Below are 15746 nucleotides of genomic sequence, written 5' to 3' on the forward strand. Positions count from 1 at the left end.
TTATGAGTTTACCGCCTAGCCGAGAAGCCGCCCTTCGCCCAGCCGAGCCGACCGCGCAAACGCCATTTGACCGGGCTGGCGTAAAGGCCGACGAAGTCGCTCGTCGCCGATCCCGGCGAGAGCTGCTTCACGATCGAAAAGATATGTGTCCCGCTGACGCCTAGGTCGAGCGTACCGCCCGCAACCTCGGGCGCGAGGCCGATGTCAAAGTCGATCCCCTTCTGATGTTCGCGCGCGAGATTGCGCGTCCGCCCGTCCAGGATCGCCGCAACCTCTGCCGCTGCGATGTTGATCGGATTGCTGAAAGTCGGTTGATCGTAATAATATTGGACCAAGTCGAGCGGCGGACGATCGGTGACCACCCCGCCGAACGTTGCACGGTCAGTGAGGAACCGAAAATAGTCCTCGGCGAGCGTTCCGATGCGGTCTCGATAATCGACGTCGAAATAGGTGACCGACGCCTTCAACCCAGACATCGACAGTGGAGTGATATCGAAACCTGCGGTCCAGCTCTTCGCTTTCTCCGGCTGGATGTTCGGTGCATAGCCGAACAGCGCGAGCACATTTGTCTCGCCCGTGGGCGACGCGGGGTCCGGAACCGAGAGCGTGGAATAGACCGAAACCGCCGGACCGACCAGCTCGTCGAATTGCGGTGCGCGAAATGAGGTGCCGTAGGAGCCGCGGAACGCGAGCCCTTCGAGGGGTTCCCAGCGTGCGCTGAACTTGGGGTTCTCGGTGCGGCCGAACTGATTATAATCCTCAATGCGCCCCGCGACCGTCAGGTCGAGCCTGCGGAGGCCGGGGCGCGCATTGTCCGCGCCGAAGAGCGGGAGCAGCATCTCGGCGTAGATCGAACGGACGTGCCGCGGCCCTGGAAAGCCTGGGTAGGGACCGGCGACCGGCGTAAGGGTGTTGGAATCGAGGATTCGGTAATAGTCAAAAGCCTCGCGCCGATATTCCGCGCCGACAGCCAGCCGTACGTCGCCGGCCGGCAGGCGGAAGAGCGGCCCGTCGCCGCGAAGCGCCGCCGACCAGGTCTTGAAATCGTCGATCGTCGTGATGCTCCCGCGGATGTAGTCGATCGTCGTTGGGTTATTGGCCGTGCCGTCGCCGAAGACATTGAACGCGGTCGCAGGATCGGTGTCGGCGAGCGCCAGCGCGAGGCGCGCACTGTTGACGATATTGCGCGTTCTGGCTTTACCCTTCTGGACACCGTGGCTGCCGCCCAGTTGGACACGCCAGCCGTCCAACGCCATTTCGAGACCAGCCGAGGTCGAGATCGCGCGAACCCGGCCATCATCGATCTGGGGGCCGATATCATTCACAAAACTGTAGAGGACCTGCACCGGCTCTCCGGTGCCTATCGGATCGACGTAAAAAGGGTTGGTGACTGGCACACGCGCTGTACGGAACGAAGTCACATTGCCATCGCGGCGAAATTTGCGCTGCGCCCCCAGCAGATTGGCGCGAAAGGTAAGGTTGTCGGTCAGCTCGAATTCGGCTGCCGAATAGAGGCTGTGGACGCGCTGACGTGGAAGAAGATCGCTGTCGACGCGGTTATCCCGTAGGTTCTGGACTCCGGATAGGAGCTCGCCTGGGGTTAGATCGCGCCCGTCCTGGTTTGCAGGGATGCCGAAGATCCGGCCATCCGCGGCAAGAATCGTACCCGGGTTCGCATAGATCGAGCGATAGTCGGGGCCGCCCAGCAGTCGTAGATCCTCGCGCGCGAAAGCGCGTTCAGAGGCCCTGAGCGCGCCGCGGTTTGAAAATTGATAGGCGAGCACGAACCGGCCCCGGTCCCACGTCTTGCCGACGATCTGGCTGAACTGGACGTGGGTCATGTCGCCATCAGCCGTGCCGATGCGAAGCATCGTCTCAGCCCCCTCGAAGCGATTGCGGAGCCGGACGTTGACGACGCCGGCGACGGCGTCCGCTCCGTAGATCGCCGACGCGCCGTCCGTCAGTATCTCGATCCGCTCGACCGCGCTCATCGGGAGCAACGAAATATCGGCGAGCACGCCTCCAGTGCCGCCGAGCGCCGGACGTGCGCCGTCAATCAGCACCAACGTCGAGTTGGTCCCGAGCCCGCGGAGATTGATGCTCGATCCGAGCGTCGCATCATTGCCTGTGCCATTTCGCGTGGTCACGCCGGTAGTGGTCTCGTTGGAGCCACCCATGAATGCTTGGGGGAGCGACTGGAGCAATTGCTGGACCGTAGCGTAACCGCTCTTCTCGATTGCTGCCCGATCGAGTGTGACTACGGGCGAGCCAACCGGTCCCGCGCCGCGAATGCGGGATCCAGTGACGACAATGGTTTCGCTCCCTGTGTTTGCAGGTACTCCAAGGGGCGCAGGGTCGTTTTCAAGTTGCAGCACCCAGCTGTCCACGACGTGCTCGGCGACGAGCCCAGTCCTGGCGAGTAGGCGCGCGAGGGCCTCGTCGGGTGAGAGGCGGCCGTGGACGGCGCTGCTGCGCCGTCCCTCAAGGAGTTGCGAGGCGGCGATCACGTCGCGCCCTGTGGCTTCGGAGTAAGCGCGCAGCGCGTCGGCGAGCCGCTGCGCCGGGATATTAAATTGGGTCTCAGCGGTCTGCGCTCTCGCGGTGGGGGCGCTGAGCGCGAGGCAGCTGCCGGTCGCCAGCAGAGCGGCCATAACAATAGGTTTCATCCATCCCTCCCTTGCAGCCATGTATTGGCTGTTCGGGAGGCTCGATGCCGCGGGGGGCGTTCACCCCCTTAAATTTTATGGGCGGGCGAGGACCAGGCCGTCAGGACGCGAAATGACCACAAGGCCGAGCGCTGCTGCAAGCTTGCGTGCGAGCGCTTGACCGCCGTCGATCTCGAAACGGCCGGTCACCAAAAGATCTGCGAGTGCTGGGTCGGCAAGAGCAATTTTTTGGCTGTTCACCGCGTTGGCGCTCGTAAGAATGGTCCCGAGCCTTGTCCTGTCGGCAGCGATCTTTCGGGCGACGACGGGGCTTGGTGCCGTGGCCACGCGCTTCGGCCCCTCACGGCTCACTTCGGCGCTCTCGCCCGGTGCGAGCCGCAGTGCACGGGCGTCACCCGCTTTCGCCGCGACCTCGACCGAGCCCGTGATGAGATGGATGCGCGGTGCTGTGCCTAAAAGGTCGACCTCGAAGATAGTGCCGAGCGCCGTTGTCACAGACCGTCCCGCGACTACCCGAAAAGGGCGGCTCGCATCATGCGCCACGGTAAAGAGCGCGTGGCCGCCACTCAGGGTCACGATCCGCTCATCGGAGGTAAAGTGGGTCTCAATTCTGGAGCCGTCCGAAAGCGCGACGAGCGTTCCGTCGTCGAGACTCCGTCCGCCTGTCGTCGCCTCGCCAGCGATGCGGGTGTCGCTGCGGCCGGTGCCCATGGTGACCCAGGCGAAGCCTGCTGAAAGCGAAAGCAGAACTGTAGCGGCGAGTGCCCAGCGCCGCCTCTGCCTCAATCGCGCTGCGTCGTGGGTGCGCGCGAGGACCGCGACCTGATCGACGGAGACCTGGCGGACCCGATCGAAATCGCGGCGCAGCACTGCATAGGCTGCTGCGTTGGCCGGATCGCGATGCCAGACCTCGAACGCCTCGCGGTGTTGCTCGGCGCCGGGACCCTCCATTCGCGCGAGCCAGTCTTCGGCGCGCTCCCCGCCGATCATCGGTGATCCTGCCGCGAGCGGCGGATCGCGCCGAGGGCCTTGGCCATCTGTTTTTCCACGCCTTTCACACTCATCCCCTGCGCGGCTGCAATCTCATCATAGCTCAGCCCCTCGATACGATGCATCAAGAATATGGCTCTTGTCTTAGGCTTGAGCCGGGCGATCACCTCTTCGAGACGGCGAATGGCATCGCGCGCCTCCAGCGCCGCATGCGGGTCGGGGCCAGCGTGGGCCTCGTCTTCAAATGGGCTGTGACCCGCCTGCAACCGGCGCGCATTGGTACGGGCATTTTCGGCGAGGAGATTGCGGGCGGTCTGAACGAGATAGGCCGCGGGCCGGTCGATCAACCCCGTCGCCGCGCGGCGGCGCTGGGCGAAACGGCGGAAGCATTCCTGCACGAGGTCGCCAACATCCTGCGGCTGGACGCGGCGCCGAATGTATCGCGCAAGTTCAGGCCCATGCGCCTTATAGGCGGCTTCCACGCCGATGCTGACAGCGAGATTCTGGCACGTATCGGGTGAAATGGCGTCACGTTCCGTAACGCCGCGCCTGCTTTGCTGCTCCTCAAAATCCATGTCCGCTGCCTTCCCGTTCGGACGGTAAGGCAGCCCTGCCGGGCGTTGAGAACTTGCTTAGCGAACAAGCGCCGCCGCCTTTGGCCCGTAGGCTTGGACATGCGCGGCGGCCACCCGGACAGGATGGAAAATCAAAACGGCCAAGACGGGTTCTCACGCCCGGCATCGTGCCTATTCGCCCGATGCCCCTTGAGGATAGCGGACGCGGGCGCGAGGACAAGGGGAAGAGCGGAATTAGAACCAAATTGAAGATTGTTGTGTCTCAACCCGCGTTCTGCGGAATTGAACTCCGGTTGGCCCCGTGTCGCCGCAAAGCCGTTGTTCGGCTCCTGAATGTCGGGCCACAGTAGCCTGACTGGAGAAACACCATGCGGATCCGTTTCATCCTCGGATTGAGCCTTTTTGTCGGTGCGACGCCTGCCGCAGCGCAGGACATTCCCATGATCGACGGTGTCGGCGCCTATAATCACAGCCAGGTCATGCGCCACCGGGATCGGAGCGCCGACGAGAAGCGAACGCACGCGCCCGACGCGGAGGAGCTTGGCCACAAGCGGTTGATGGCGCTCAGTCCCGAAGCGCGGCGCGCACTCATTGCGCTAAAACCGGAACTTGATCGCCGCGTGAAGCGTGATGGCGAGGTGGCCGCCAATCGGTGGTTTGAAAGCAAGGTGGCGGAAGCTGAAAAGCGCGAGGGACTGCGCCCCTGACAAGGCAGAACAATCCTACAAGTGGCGGCAAGAGGGGCGATATGCGTGACATCCAGCATCCTCCGCGGCCCTTGGTCGGGATCCATAAGCATCTCTTCGACAGCATGTTTTCATGCGGCGGTCGCCGCGATGCGCGCGGGGCAGGAGACGGACGCGAAATTTCGCGGCCGGGCGCCCCGCGCTCGCAAAGCTTCTAATCGGCGAAGCGGGACGTGCCGCGGCAGTCGAAGCTCAAGCTCTTCCGCACCGCGATCGGCTTTCACGATGCCTATGTCGCGGCGCCGAGCCAGAAGGCCGCACTCGAGGTTTGGGGAAGCGAGAGCAATTTGTTCGCCGTTGGCGCTGCTGAACGCGTCGACAATCCCGAGGTTATGCGTGAAGCGCTAGCCCGGCCTGGCGAAGTGATAAAGCGGACTCGCGGCACGATGGCAGAGCATCTTGCCGCGCTGCCCAAGGCGTCGCCGCGAGGGCGATCAAGGTCGGCCGCCAAAGATGAGGATGCGGAGCCGGCGCCTCGGCGTGCAAGGCCCTCAAAGCCAAAAGCCTCGCGCGCCAAGCCGAAACCACGCCCGAAGCGTACGTCGCTCGACCGCGCCGAGGCTGCCCGCGCCGCTGCCGAACGACGCCACGGTGAAGAGCGGGAGACGCTGGCGAAGCAACAAGCGCAACTCGACCGGGCGCGGCGCAAGCTCGAGGCGGCCCAGACCCGCGAGCGCGAGCGGCTCGAGGCGCGCGTCGATTCGGCGCGAGCCGCCTATGAGCGCGCGATGCGCGCGTGGCGCGCCAGCTGAATGAGGGTAGGGCGGCCCTCGGAACGAGACGGCGCCCCGTTGAGGCAGCACCGACCCGCCATCGGACCTGCCAAACAGCGGTATCAATTCCCCCAGCGCGCGGGTTCAAGCGCGATCGCGATGGGCGGCTGAATCTCGGACCAGCCCCGCGCCGCGATCACATCGTTGCTCTCCTTCGCCCGCCGCCCCGGGCCAAGCGACCAGCTGATGTGATAATGGCTGCCATCGCCGCGGTCGGTCTTTCCGGCAATGCACACGACCAGCGCTTCGACGCCTTCGCCATCGTCGCTCCGGCCCACGACCTCGCCGCATCGATCTTCGGGAAGCGGAGCCGCTTCATCCGCCCCGAAGCGCAGTGTGACATGGTCGGCTACAAGCGCTTCGTAACGTGGAGGAAAGCGCTTCAGCAGCGCCTCGCGGTCTCGTTCGGGAAGCTTCCAGCCCGTGGTCACACCGCTCATGGCCCTGGCTTTCGGCCGCGCGCCGGCGTGTCGGCAAGTTCGATCCAGGCCGGCGCATGGTCGCTCGACTTCTCCCAACCGCGCGGGCGCGTGTCGACCCCTGCGGCGCTGAGCCGTTTCCTGGCTGCCTTGTTGAGCAGAAGGTGATCGATACGGATCCCCGCTCCGCGCTCGAACGAGCGGCGCCAATAGGCCCAGAAGCTGTAGATCCGCTCGTCCGGATGGAGGGTACGGATCGCGTCGGTCCAACCCTGGTCCAGATAGCCTTGATAGGCGGCTCTGGCTTCGGGAGCAAACAGCGCGTCCTTCTTCCAGTTTTCCGGTTTGTAGACGTCGAGATCGGTGGGAATCACGTTATAGTCGCCGCACACGATCACGGGCGCCTTGAGATCGAAGAGCGTTTTCAGATGCGCATCGAGGCGGGCCATCCACTTCAGCTTGTAATCGAACTTGGGACCCGGCCAGGGATTCCCGTTGGGAAGATAGAGGCCTGCAATGAGGATGCCGCCGATCGCGGCCTCGATATAGCGGCTTTGTTCATCGGCCGGGTCGCCGGGCAGACCGCGGCGCGTCTCGTGGATATCGCCGACCCGGCTGAGTATCGCAACGCCGTTCCAGCGGCTCTCGCCGTGCCAGACAACATCATAGCCCGCGTCTCGGATCGCATTTTCCGGAAATTTCTCCTGCGGCGCTTTGAGCTCCTGCAGGCAAAGGATGTCGGGCTTGGCGAGCGCGAGCCAGCGCAGCAGGATGGGAAGACGCCCGCCAATGCCGTTCACATTGTAGGTCGCGATCTTCATGGGGCCGGACAATCCTGTGCGGGCGGGGTGTCTAAGGTCATGGATCGAAGACCGCCCATGGGCGGCTTTTGTTCCGCGGGGCCATATGTCCGCGCCCGCAACTTGCGGATGCGCGGGGCGTTGCATCGGCAAGGAGATGGACAATGGCAAGCGACGACAAGAGGAATGTCGGTTCTCCCGACCGCGACCGGATCAGCCTCAGCGAAGATTATGAAGTGCGCGACTGGACGCAGGCGCTTGGCGTAAGCGAGCAGGAACTTCGTGAAGCGGTGGATGCCGTGGGTAGCTCGGCGGACAAGGTCCGCGCGTATCTGAAGGGTCGCTGAGGCGACTCCCCCGATCCGTTCAGGCTGGCTAGGCGAAATCTCTCGCCTGCGCCGCCCAGGTGCGCGCCTTGTGTGTCTAGAGCGGCAAGGCGCATGGCGCTCGCAAGCGCTCGACAAAAAAGCTGTGGCGCGGCGGCTCGGCGAAGAGGATGTCGTCCGGCAGCGTGACATCGAGCCAGTGCATCACATCGCGTCGCTGGATGACGACGCCGTGGCGCGACTGATAGGGAAGGACGTCGGCCCCCGCGGGCATGGTGAGAATGCGGTAAGAAAGGGGCCAGCCGGCAAGCGGCGGATCCCAGATCGCGGCGAGGTAGAAGAAATTGCCGCTGTCGAGCGCCACCCGGTAGCGATGGTCGCCCGAGCCCATCCGAAATTCGCTCGCGGGGATGAGGCAGCGGCGTGGGGGGAAAGCGCGCGCTTCGCTGCGCAAGAAACGATAGTGGACGCCGTCCGCAAAGCGGGGGTCGGAACCCCAGACCGCTTTGACCATTTCAATTTCGGACCTATTTTCCGGATTGCGGCGTACGAGCGCCCGCTCGGCAGTGCTTGGATTATCGGGATCAAAGGGCGTTGGCACATTTGTCACTCATGGAACATAACAAGAACATGGACCAATCGCAACAAGCGGGGACGCACGCTCATGTGCAATGATTATCGTCTTGAGGTCGATATCGCCTCGATCGCTGAAGATTTCGAGGATCTGCAAATCAGGCTCGAGACGCCCGAAGGACTCCCCAATGTCCCGGCGCGCGAGGATGTCAGGATCACCGATGTCGCGCCGATCGTGCGCAGCTCGAAGAAGGGGCGCGCGCGCGGCGAACTCATCAACCGGCGCTGGAGCTGGCCCGGCCCTAAGGGCGCGCCGGTCTATAATTTTCGCTCGGAGAAGCGGAACTTTCCCTCGCATCGCTGCCTCGTTCTTTGCGATGGATTTTACGAGTTTACCGATCCCGCCTCCCCGGGGCAGAAGCGTCTCGACAAGTGGCTGTTCACGATGAAGGGGCGGCGCTGGTTCTGCATGGCGGGTATCTGGCGCAGCTATGAGGAGGGCGAGGCCTTCACCCTTCTGACGATGGATTCCGGACCCGATATCGCGCCTTATCATCACCGGCAGATTATTCCGCTCGCGCCCGAGCGCTGGGCCGACTGGCTCGATCCCGCGGTGCCCGCAGACGATCTCCTGGCATGGCTTCCTCAAGGGTCTCTTGAAGTCCGCCAGGTCTATGGCAAGCCGCCCGCGCAAGGGCGCCTTGCCCTGTGAACATTGCGCGCGCGCTCATGCGCTTCATCGAGGCGCAGGCGGGGGCGTACGACCAAGCGCTCGCCGAGATCCGAAAGGGAGCAAAGCGCTCGCACTGGATGTGGTTCATTTTTCCGCAGCTCGCGGGGCTCGGCCGGAGCGTAATGGCGAAGCGTTACGCAATAGCCGATCTCGCCGAAGCACAGGCCTATCTTGCCCACCCTGTGCTCGGGCGCCGCTACGCCGCCTGCGTCGCGGCGCTCGCCGATCTGAGCGGCAGCGATCCCGTGGCGGTATTCGGCGCGATCGATGCCATGAAGCTTCGCTCGTCACTCACCCTTTTCGAGGCGGCAGGCGGTGAGCCGGCGTTCGGGGCGGCGCTTGATCGCTGGTTCGGCGGCGCGCGCGATGAGCGCACGCTCGCGCTTTTGGGCCACAGCTGAACGGGCGGAACAAAGCCGATGCTGCCGGGTTTAACGGATTGCTCGGGCGAAGCGAAAGATCGACGGATCGACCGCAGCCATGAGTGCCCACCGTGCCCGCGGCTCCTCGATCGTCTGTTCGATATCGCCGCGGCGCACGGACTAGGCGTTCAGCTTTGCGGCTGTCCGTGCGGTTTGGGCACGAGAATCAACGTGCGACCTTCGACCCGCCACGATGCGAGCGCCGAGAGAAAATTCATGCCCAAAATGTCGGTGTCGCCGAGCGCGGGCGATATCACGGTCTTGAGTTCGCGCGCCTCGATCCCGCCGACGTCGAGCCGCGCGATCGTTCCCGCCTCGGCGCGAACGGTTCCATTCGCGGTCTGCATGAGAAGGGGGACGAACGCTGCGTCGGGTTCGACGCCTGCCGCCTTGGCGCTTCGCGTTGAAAGCGCCGTGATCGTGGCGCCGCTGTCGATCAGCATGCGCCGCTCAAGACCATTGATCCGCGTCTCGGCCCAGAAATGCCCGTCGCGGCTCATCGGGATGCGCACTTCGCCTCCCACCACTTCCTGGCGATCAAGGCCAAGCGCCGCCGCGGCGCGCGCGAGAAGAGGATCGAAGGGCGCCTGCTGGAGCAGGAGCAGGATGGCGACCGCGAGGACGGCGAAGGAAAGGAGCGCCCGGAGAAGGCGTCCTGCATAGGGGATTTGAAAGAGAATGAGGAGAATGAGCGCGGCGCCCGCGGCATAAAGCACGAGCGCGTTCCCGGAAAGATCGGTGGTGATGGGCATCAATCCTCAGCTTTTACACGCGCCGAGGTGACGCGGCGCTGAACGATCCACAGCATATGCGTCAGACGGCTTGACGATCGATCGGACTAGGTGGAACATATAGGGAACATTTGAGTCGATGTCCTATGAATATTCCAGTCCCAACACAGCCCCGGCCCGGCGCCGGGGACCTTGCCGCCTTGCGCGAAACGGTCGCGCGCGTCGCTGCGGCGCGTGGCCCCCTGCTGCCTTTCGGCATCGCGCCGCTCGATGGAAGACTGAACGGCGGCGGGCTTGATGGCGCAGGCCTTCACGAAATCGCCGCAGCCACGGCAAGCTGGGGCGATGACGCCGCTGCGACGCTTTTTGCCGCCGGGATCGCCGCGCGCTTCGCGGCGGCGCCGGGGCTTTCGGTGCTCTGGGCGCTCACGCGCTTCGACCTTTATGCGCCTGGTCTGGAACAGGCAGGGCTTGGACCTGAGCGGATCCTCTATGCTGAGGGGCGCGATGACCGCGAGCTGCTTGCGATATGCGAGGATGCGCTGCGCGGCGGCGCGCTCGCCTGCGTCGTTGCCGAGGTGAAGGCGGCCGATCAGACGGCAACGCGGCGGTTGCAGCTTGCCGCGGCCGAAGGGGCGACGCCGATGCTCCTTTACCGGCGCCATCGCCGCGTCGGCACCTGCCCGCTCGATGCTCCTTCGCTCGCGATGACGCGCTGGCGCATCGGAGCGCGGCCCTCGGAGCGCCTCGCGGTTCCCGGGATCGGACGCGGACGCTGGCACGTCGAGCTCGTCCGCCAGCGCGGCGGGCCGCCTTTCGCTCTCGAACTGGAGGCGTGCGATGACCAGGGTCGCCTCGCTCTTCCTGCCGCAGCTCGCGATCGAGCGGCTGCGACGGGCGGAGCGGCATCCCCCGCGCTCGAGCGCGCCGCCTGAGGCGGCGCGGCCTGCGCCGCGACCGGTTCTAAGGCCCGCGCGCTCACGCTTCGATGGCCCCCCGTGCGACGATCCGCCAAACGCCTGCTCGGTGCCGCGCGGCGGTGGCTGGCGCCCTGGCGCGCGCTGGGCGCGCGCGGCGGCAGCTGAAGCATCTGCACCGGACTGGCGCGGCGCAGACGCGGGCGCGGCGGGTGCGCGGCCGATGATCCTCATCGCGCGGACCGGACAGCGCGATATGGTGACCGCCGCCTGCCCTGCGGCGCTCGATCTCGGCATCACCCCCGGCATGGCGGCTGCGCATGCGCGGGCGCTCGTCGCCGATCTTGAGGTGCGTGCGGCCGATCCTGACGCCGACCGGGCCTGGCTCGATCGCCTTGCGCTCCACGCCGCACGCCACTGGACACCGAGTGCGGCGGTGGCGGGGGAGGATGGCCTCTGGCTTGACATTGGCGGAACCGCGCATCTTTTCGGGGGCGAGGCGCGCTTTTCGGCGCGGCTTTGCCGCTTCCTCGCCCGCCTCGGTTTCACCGCCCGTATCGCGGTCGCTGGAACGCCGGGGGCTGCGCACGCGCTCGCGCGCTTCGGCGGCGCGCCGATCCGGCTGCTCGGTGCGGGTGAGGAAGCCGAAGCCCTGGCGCCGCTGCCGCTTGCCGCGCTGCGCCTGGCTCCGGGCGCGCTCACTGCCGCGCGACGCTTCGGCCTTGAGTGCGTCGGCGATCTTTATCCGATGCCGCGCGGTCCGCTCGCGCGGCGCCTCGGGCGCGGCGCGGTCGAACGGCTCGACCAGGCGCGGGGGTTCGCGCCCGAGCCGATCGTGCCGGTCGTCCCTTTCGAGACGCCCGAGGCGCGCCGTCAGCTCCTCGAGCCGATCGGGACCCCCGAGGCGATCGGCGCGGTGATCGACGATCTCCTGCGCGATCTGCTTGCCGAGCTTGAGCGCCAGGGTCTCGGGCTGCGCTTGGCGCTGCTGCGCTGCGCGACGCTCGATCGCGGCGAACAGCGCGTCACCATCGGTGCAGCGCGTGCGACGCGCGATGCGGCGCATCTGCGGCGTCTCCTCGGGCTCCGGATCGACCGGATCGAGCCGGGTCTCGGGATCGAGGCGATGATGCTCGCCGCGATCGAGGTCGAGCCGCTCGCGCCCGCGGAAATCGACGCCGCGCTCGATGGGCGCGCGCAGGGGCGCGATCTTGCCCCGCTTGTCGACCAGCTCGCCGGGCGGGCGGGCGAAGCGGCGCTGTTCCGGCTCGCGTCGGTCGAAAGCGACGTTCCCGAGCGCGCGGTCGCGCGCGCGGTACCGCTCGCCAGCCCTCCCGGCTGGCCGGCCTGGCCGCGCCCCGTGCGCATCCTTTCGTCCCCCGAACGCCTCGCAGGCGTTGTCGCTTTGCTCCCCGATCATCCGCCGCGCCGCTTTACCTGGCGCGGCCGCACCTATCGGATCGTCGCGGGCGATGGCCCGGAGCGCATCCATGGCGAATGGTGGCGGCGGCCCCGCGAAATGTGGGCGGTGCGCGATTATTTCCGGGTGGAGACCGACAGCGGCGAGCGCTTCTGGCTTTTTCGGCGCGGCGATGGGCTCGACGATGAGAGCGGGGATTTGAGCTGGTTCATGCACGGCGTGTTCGGATGAGCGGGATCGACCATCCGGCGGCGCGAAGCGCGCCGAAGACGACCTATGTCGAGCTCCAGGTGACGAGCCACTTCTCTTTCCTGCGGGGCGCCTCCTCGCCTGAAGAATTGTTCGCCGCCGCTGCGCTGCAAGGCCACAGGGCGCTGGGGCTTTCGGACCGCGGCAGCGTCGCGGGCGTGGTGCGCGGTCTTCTGGGAGAGGAGGCAACCGGCGTACGCCTCATCGCGGGGTCGCGGGTCGATCTCGATGATGGCCGCGCGCTTCTCCTCTATCCGAAGGACCGGCGCGCCTGGTCGCGGCTGACCCGGCTCCTGAGCCTTGGCAAGGCGCGCGGCGGCAAGGGGCATTGCATCCTTGGGCTTGAAGATGTCGCAGCACATGCCGAGGGCCTCGTCGCGATCCTTCTTCCCGATGCCCCGGGCGCGCGCCTCGAGGCTGATCTTGGCGCGCTTCGCGATATCTTCGGGCTTGATGCCTATCTCTCGCTGGCCTTCCGGCGGCGTCCCGGCGACATCGCGCGGCTTGCAGCGCTCGATGCACTCGCGCGCGATGCCGGCGTGCGCAGCGTGGCGACCGGCGACATCCTCTATCATGCGCCCGAACGCCGCCCGCTCCAGGACGTGATGAGCGCGATCCGCGAAAAGAAAGTGATCGACACGCTCGGCTTTGAGCGCGAGCGGTTCATGGACCGGGCGCTCAAATCGCCGCAGGAAATGGAGCGCCGCTTCGCGCTTTTCCCGGACGCGATTGCGGCGAGCGCCGATATCGCTGCGGCGTGTCGCTTTGATCTTCGCGAAATCCGCTACCAATATCCCTATGAGGAAGTGATGGAAGGGCGCAGCGCGCAGGAAGCGCTCACCGCGCTCACCGAGGATGCCGCTGCGCGCATGTTCCCCAACGGCCTGCCGGCGGCCTACCGCGCCCAGATCGACCATGAGCTCCGCCTCATTGGCGAGCTTGGCTACGCGCCCTATTTCCTCACCGTCCATGCGATCGTTGCCGAGAGCCGGCGGCGCGGAATCCTCTGCCAGGGGCGCGGGTCGGCGGCAAACAGCTGCGTCTGTTTCCTCCTTGGCATCACCTCTATCGATCCGATCAAGCACGAGCTTCTCTTCGAGCGGTTCGTCTCGGGCGAACGCAAGGAGCCGCCCGATATCGACGTCGATTTCGAGCATGAGCGGCGCGAGGAAATCATCCAGTGGATCTACGAGACCTATGGGCGGCATCGCGCCGCCCTGACCGCAGTCGTCACTCGCTATCGCACCAAGGGGGCGGTCGCCGAGGTCGGCAAAGCGCTCGGTCTCCCGCGCGATCTCACCAAGATGCTCACCGGCCTTGTCTGGGGCTGGTCGGAGGATGGCATGACCGATGAGCAGATCGCAAGCCTCAACCTCAACGCGAGGGATTATCGCCTCCGCCTGACGCTCGAACTTGCGCGCCAGCTGATCGGCACGCCCCGCCACCTCTCGCAGCACCCCGGCGGCTTCGTGCTCACCGAGGAACGGCTCGATGATCTCGTGCCGATCGAGCCTGCGCGCATGGAAGCGCGGCAGATCATCGAATGGGACAAGGACGACATCGACGTCCTCAAATTCATGAAGGTCGACATCCTGGGGCTCGGCATGCTCGGCTGCATGAACCGCGCGTTCAACCTGCTCGCCGAGCATAAGGGCATCGCGGTCAGCATGGCCGATCTTCAGGACGATGACCCTGATGTCTATGCGATGATCCAGAAGGCCGACACGCTCGGGGTCTTCCAGATCGAAAGCCGCGCGCAAATGTCCATGCTGCCCCGGATCAAGCCGAAATGCTTTTACGATCTCGTGATCGAGGTCGCGATCGTGCGCCCGGGCCCGATCCAGGGCGACATGGTCCATCCCTATCTCCGCCGCCGCGAGGGCAGGGAAAAACCTGAATATCCCAGGGCCGAGCTTCGCGCCGTGCTTGAGAAGACGCTCGGCGTTCCGCTTTTCCAGGAGCAGGCGATGAAGGTCGCGATCGTCGGCGCGGGTTTCACCCCGGCCGAGGCCGACGAGCTTCGCCGCGCGATGGCGACGTTCAAGCTCACGGGCGGCGTCTCGCATTTCTTCGACAAGCTCGTCGGCGGCATGATCGCGCGCGGCTACCCGCGCGACTTTGCCGAGCGCACCTTCAAGCAGATCGAGGGGTTCGGCTCCTATGGTTTTCCTGAAAGCCATGCGGCGAGCTTCGCGAAGATCGCCTATGCCTCCTGCTGGATGAAGCATCATCATCCCGATGTCTTTTGCGCAGCGCTCCTTAACGCGCAGCCGATGGGCTTTTATGCGCCCGCGCAAATCGTCACCGACGCGCGCAAACATGGGGTCGAGGTTCGTCCGGTCTCGATCAATCACAGCCACTGGGATTGCACGCTCGAGCCGAGGGGCGGACGCACCCTTGCGGTGCGCCTCGGCTTTCGGCAGGTGCGCGGGCTTGCCAATATCCATGGCGCCGCCATCGCGGCGGCGCGCGGCGCCTTGCCGTACGAGAGTGTCGAGGACCTATGGCGCCGCGTGCAGGTGCCGCGCGCCGCGATCGAGCGGCTCGCCGAGGCCGACGCCTTTGCCTGTCTCAGCGAGGACCGGCGCCAGGGGCTCTGGAAGGTGAGAGGGCTTGGCGAGGCGCCGCTTCCGCTGTTCGCGGCGGCCGATGCGCGCGAGGCGGCTTTCTCGCCCGAGGGGCGTGAACCCGATGTGGCACTGCGGCCGATGACGGCGGGCCGCGAGGTCGTGGAAGATTATCGCACCACCCAGCTCTCGCTGCGCGCGCACCCGCTGAGCTTCCTGCGCGCCGAGCTTGATGCCATGAAGATCGTGCGCTGTGCCGATCTCGCCTCGATCCGCGACGGGCGCAATGTCGAGGTCGCGGGTGTCATTCTCGTCCGTCAGCGCCCGGGCTCGGCGAAGGGCGTGTTGTTCGTCACCATCGAGGACGAGACCGGCATTGCGAACGGCATACTCTGGCCTGACAAATTCGAGACCTACCGCCGGCCAATCATGGCGGCCTCGATGATCGCGATGCGCGGGCGCCTCCAGAAGGAGGGCGAGATCATCCATATCATCTGCGATCGCATCATCGATCACGACGCAATGCTGCGCTCGATCGCGCAGATGGATTTTGCCGTGGCGCCGGGCCCCGGCGATGGGGCGCGGGGCGCGGGGCGGGGGCGGGCCCGATCCGCGCACCCCGGCGGGTTGGACGCCGCGCGGGCGGACCTTGGCCTCGCCGCCATTCGGCAGGGAGGAGGAAGAGCTTCTGCGGGTGCGTAGCCATGACTTTCGGTGACACCGGAGGCGCCACGAAGAACAGCCCGCGTGTGACTTGGTGGCCAATGTCGCGAAGAAACATGGCCCAACCGCTTCCTCCCCCCCGACGCGTTGGCGGGGGCGCGCTAATAATTTTTGTT

Annotated in this window: 15 protein-coding genes; 8 read left to right on the forward strand and 7 right to left on the reverse strand. The window is 65.8% G+C overall.

All coding sequences use genetic code 11. The annotated features are described in order from the left end of the window. Positions 1 to 8: 8 nt before the first annotated feature. The 3 genes from LH20_RS04955 to LH20_RS04965 form a co-directional block, all read right to left on the reverse strand. On the reverse strand, positions 9 to 2666 hold the full coding sequence (locus LH20_RS04955) for a TonB-dependent receptor (RefSeq protein WP_158501101.1): 2658 nt from the start codon (positions 2664 to 2666) through the stop codon (positions 9 to 11). Positions 2667 to 2741: 75 nt separating this feature from the next. Continuing rightward, the gene (locus LH20_RS04960; protein ID WP_053553272.1) at positions 2742 to 3656 is read right to left on the reverse strand and encodes a FecR family protein; all 915 of its coding nucleotides are present in this window, start codon (positions 3654 to 3656) and stop codon (positions 2742 to 2744) included. Next, positions 3653 to 4231 carry an RNA polymerase sigma factor gene (locus LH20_RS04965; RefSeq protein ID WP_053553273.1) on the reverse strand — a complete coding sequence of 193 codons (579 nt, stop codon included), beginning with the start codon at positions 4229 to 4231 and terminating at the stop codon, positions 3653 to 3655. The genes LH20_RS04960 and LH20_RS04965 overlap by 4 nt, the downstream gene beginning before the upstream one ends. A gap of 368 nt (positions 4232 to 4599) precedes the next feature. Between LH20_RS04965 and LH20_RS04970 the strand changes: the two genes are divergently transcribed. Both LH20_RS04970 and LH20_RS04975 read left to right on the forward strand, forming a co-directional pair. Further along, complete coding sequence (locus LH20_RS04970; RefSeq protein ID WP_053553274.1) at positions 4600 to 4938, forward strand: hypothetical protein; 339 nt, start codon at positions 4600 to 4602, stop codon at positions 4936 to 4938. Between the two features lie 212 nt (positions 4939 to 5150). Next, positions 5151 to 5729: a hypothetical protein gene (locus LH20_RS04975; protein WP_053553275.1), complete on the forward strand. Its 579-nt coding sequence runs from the start codon at positions 5151 to 5153 to the stop codon at positions 5727 to 5729. 83 nt (positions 5730 to 5812) lie between these two features. Here the strand turns inward: LH20_RS04975 and LH20_RS04980 are convergent, their stop codons facing one another. Together LH20_RS04980 and xth are read right to left on the reverse strand one after the other, a co-directional pair. Further along, positions 5813 to 6190 carry a hypothetical protein gene (locus LH20_RS04980; protein ID WP_053553276.1) on the reverse strand — a complete coding sequence of 126 codons (378 nt, stop codon included), beginning with the start codon at positions 6188 to 6190 and terminating at the stop codon, positions 5813 to 5815. Beyond that, positions 6187 to 6990, reverse strand: a complete 804-nt coding sequence (gene xth, locus LH20_RS04985; RefSeq protein ID WP_053553277.1) for an exodeoxyribonuclease III — start codon at positions 6988 to 6990, stop codon at positions 6187 to 6189. The genes LH20_RS04980 and xth overlap by 4 nt, the downstream gene beginning before the upstream one ends. A 143-nt stretch (positions 6991 to 7133) precedes the next feature. Here xth and LH20_RS04990 point away from each other — a divergent pair, with 143 nt between their 5' ends. Further along, complete coding sequence (locus LH20_RS04990) at positions 7134 to 7316, forward strand: DUF3606 domain-containing protein (protein ID WP_053553278.1); 183 nt, start codon at positions 7134 to 7136, stop codon at positions 7314 to 7316. Between the two features lie 76 nt (positions 7317 to 7392). On the opposite strand, the gene LH20_RS04995 is transcribed toward LH20_RS04990, so the two are convergent. Then, a complete protein-coding gene (locus tag LH20_RS04995; protein ID WP_053553279.1) occupies positions 7393 to 7809 on the reverse strand; it encodes an SOS response-associated peptidase family protein in 417 nt (138 codons plus the stop codon). Between the two features lie 150 nt (positions 7810 to 7959). Between LH20_RS04995 and LH20_RS05000 the strand changes: the two genes are divergently transcribed. Both LH20_RS05000 and LH20_RS05005 read left to right on the forward strand, forming a co-directional pair. Beyond that, on the forward strand, positions 7960 to 8580 hold the full coding sequence (locus tag LH20_RS05000; RefSeq protein WP_053553280.1) for an SOS response-associated peptidase: 621 nt from the start codon (positions 7960 to 7962) through the stop codon (positions 8578 to 8580). 17 nt (positions 8581 to 8597) lie between these two features. Further along, the gene (locus tag LH20_RS05005) at positions 8598 to 9002 is read left to right on the forward strand and encodes a DUF1810 domain-containing protein (RefSeq protein WP_053556095.1); all 405 of its coding nucleotides are present in this window, start codon (positions 8598 to 8600) and stop codon (positions 9000 to 9002) included. Positions 9003 to 9151: 149 nt separating this feature from the next. On the opposite strand, the gene LH20_RS05010 is transcribed toward LH20_RS05005, so the two are convergent. After that, positions 9152 to 9775, reverse strand: coding sequence for a retropepsin-like aspartic protease family protein (locus tag LH20_RS05010; RefSeq protein ID WP_053553281.1), 624 nt, complete (start codon positions 9773 to 9775; stop codon positions 9152 to 9154). A 125-nt stretch (positions 9776 to 9900) separates the two neighbouring features. On the opposite strand from LH20_RS05010, the gene LH20_RS05015 reads away from it, so the two are divergent. The 3 genes from LH20_RS05015 to LH20_RS05025 are packed head-to-tail and all read left to right on the forward strand — an operon-like array spanning position 9901 to position 15609. After that, positions 9901 to 10689: an ImuA family protein gene (locus tag LH20_RS05015; RefSeq protein WP_144423525.1), complete on the forward strand. Its 789-nt coding sequence runs from the start codon at positions 9901 to 9903 to the stop codon at positions 10687 to 10689. Continuing rightward, on the forward strand, positions 10595 to 12322 hold the full coding sequence (locus tag LH20_RS05020; protein WP_235527119.1) for a DUF6504 family protein: 1728 nt from the start codon (positions 10595 to 10597) through the stop codon (positions 12320 to 12322). Before LH20_RS05015 ends, LH20_RS05020 begins: the two co-directional genes overlap by 95 nt. Further along, complete coding sequence (locus LH20_RS05025; RefSeq protein WP_144423526.1) at positions 12319 to 15609, forward strand: error-prone DNA polymerase; 3291 nt, start codon at positions 12319 to 12321, stop codon at positions 15607 to 15609. Before LH20_RS05020 ends, LH20_RS05025 begins: the two co-directional genes overlap by 4 nt. Positions 15610 to 15746 lie beyond the last annotated feature (137 nt).

The organism is Sphingopyxis sp. 113P3, assembly GCF_001278035.1.
Classification (GTDB): Bacteria; Pseudomonadota; Alphaproteobacteria; order Sphingomonadales; family Sphingomonadaceae; genus Sphingopyxis.

Coding starts and splice junctions, on each gene's coding strand:
- LH20_RS04965 (WP_053553273.1), bottom strand. CDS start 4,231: ATGGATTTTGAGGAGCAGCAAAGCAGGCGCGGCGTTACGGAACGTGAC.
- xth (WP_053553277.1), bottom strand. CDS start 6,990: ATGAAGATCGCGACCTACAATGTGAACGGCATTGGCGGGCGTCTTCCC.
- LH20_RS05000 (WP_053553280.1), top strand. CDS start 7,960: ATGTGCAATGATTATCGTCTTGAGGTCGATATCGCCTCGATCGCTGAA.
- LH20_RS04995 (WP_053553279.1), bottom strand. CDS start 7,809: ATGGTCAAAGCGGTCTGGGGTTCCGACCCCCGCTTTGCGGACGGCGTC.
- LH20_RS04955 (WP_158501101.1), bottom strand. CDS start 2,666: ATGAAACCTATTGTTATGGCCGCTCTGCTGGCGACCGGCAGCTGCCTC.
- LH20_RS05010 (WP_053553281.1), bottom strand. CDS start 9,775: ATGCCCATCACCACCGATCTTTCCGGGAACGCGCTCGTGCTTTATGCC.
- LH20_RS05020 (WP_235527119.1), top strand. CDS start 10,595: ATGACCAGGGTCGCCTCGCTCTTCCTGCCGCAGCTCGCGATCGAGCGG.
- LH20_RS05025 (WP_144423526.1), top strand. CDS start 12,319: ATGAGCGGGATCGACCATCCGGCGGCGCGAAGCGCGCCGAAGACGACC.
- LH20_RS05015 (WP_144423525.1), top strand. CDS start 9,901: ATGAATATTCCAGTCCCAACACAGCCCCGGCCCGGCGCCGGGGACCTT.
- LH20_RS04970 (WP_053553274.1), top strand. CDS start 4,600: ATGCGGATCCGTTTCATCCTCGGATTGAGCCTTTTTGTCGGTGCGACG.
- LH20_RS04980 (WP_053553276.1), bottom strand. CDS start 6,190: ATGAGCGGTGTGACCACGGGCTGGAAGCTTCCCGAACGAGACCGCGAG.
- LH20_RS04960 (WP_053553272.1), bottom strand. CDS start 3,656: ATGATCGGCGGGGAGCGCGCCGAAGACTGGCTCGCGCGAATGGAGGGT.
- LH20_RS04990 (WP_053553278.1), top strand. CDS start 7,134: ATGGCAAGCGACGACAAGAGGAATGTCGGTTCTCCCGACCGCGACCGG.
- LH20_RS05005 (WP_053556095.1), top strand. CDS start 8,598: ATGCGCTTCATCGAGGCGCAGGCGGGGGCGTACGACCAAGCGCTCGCC.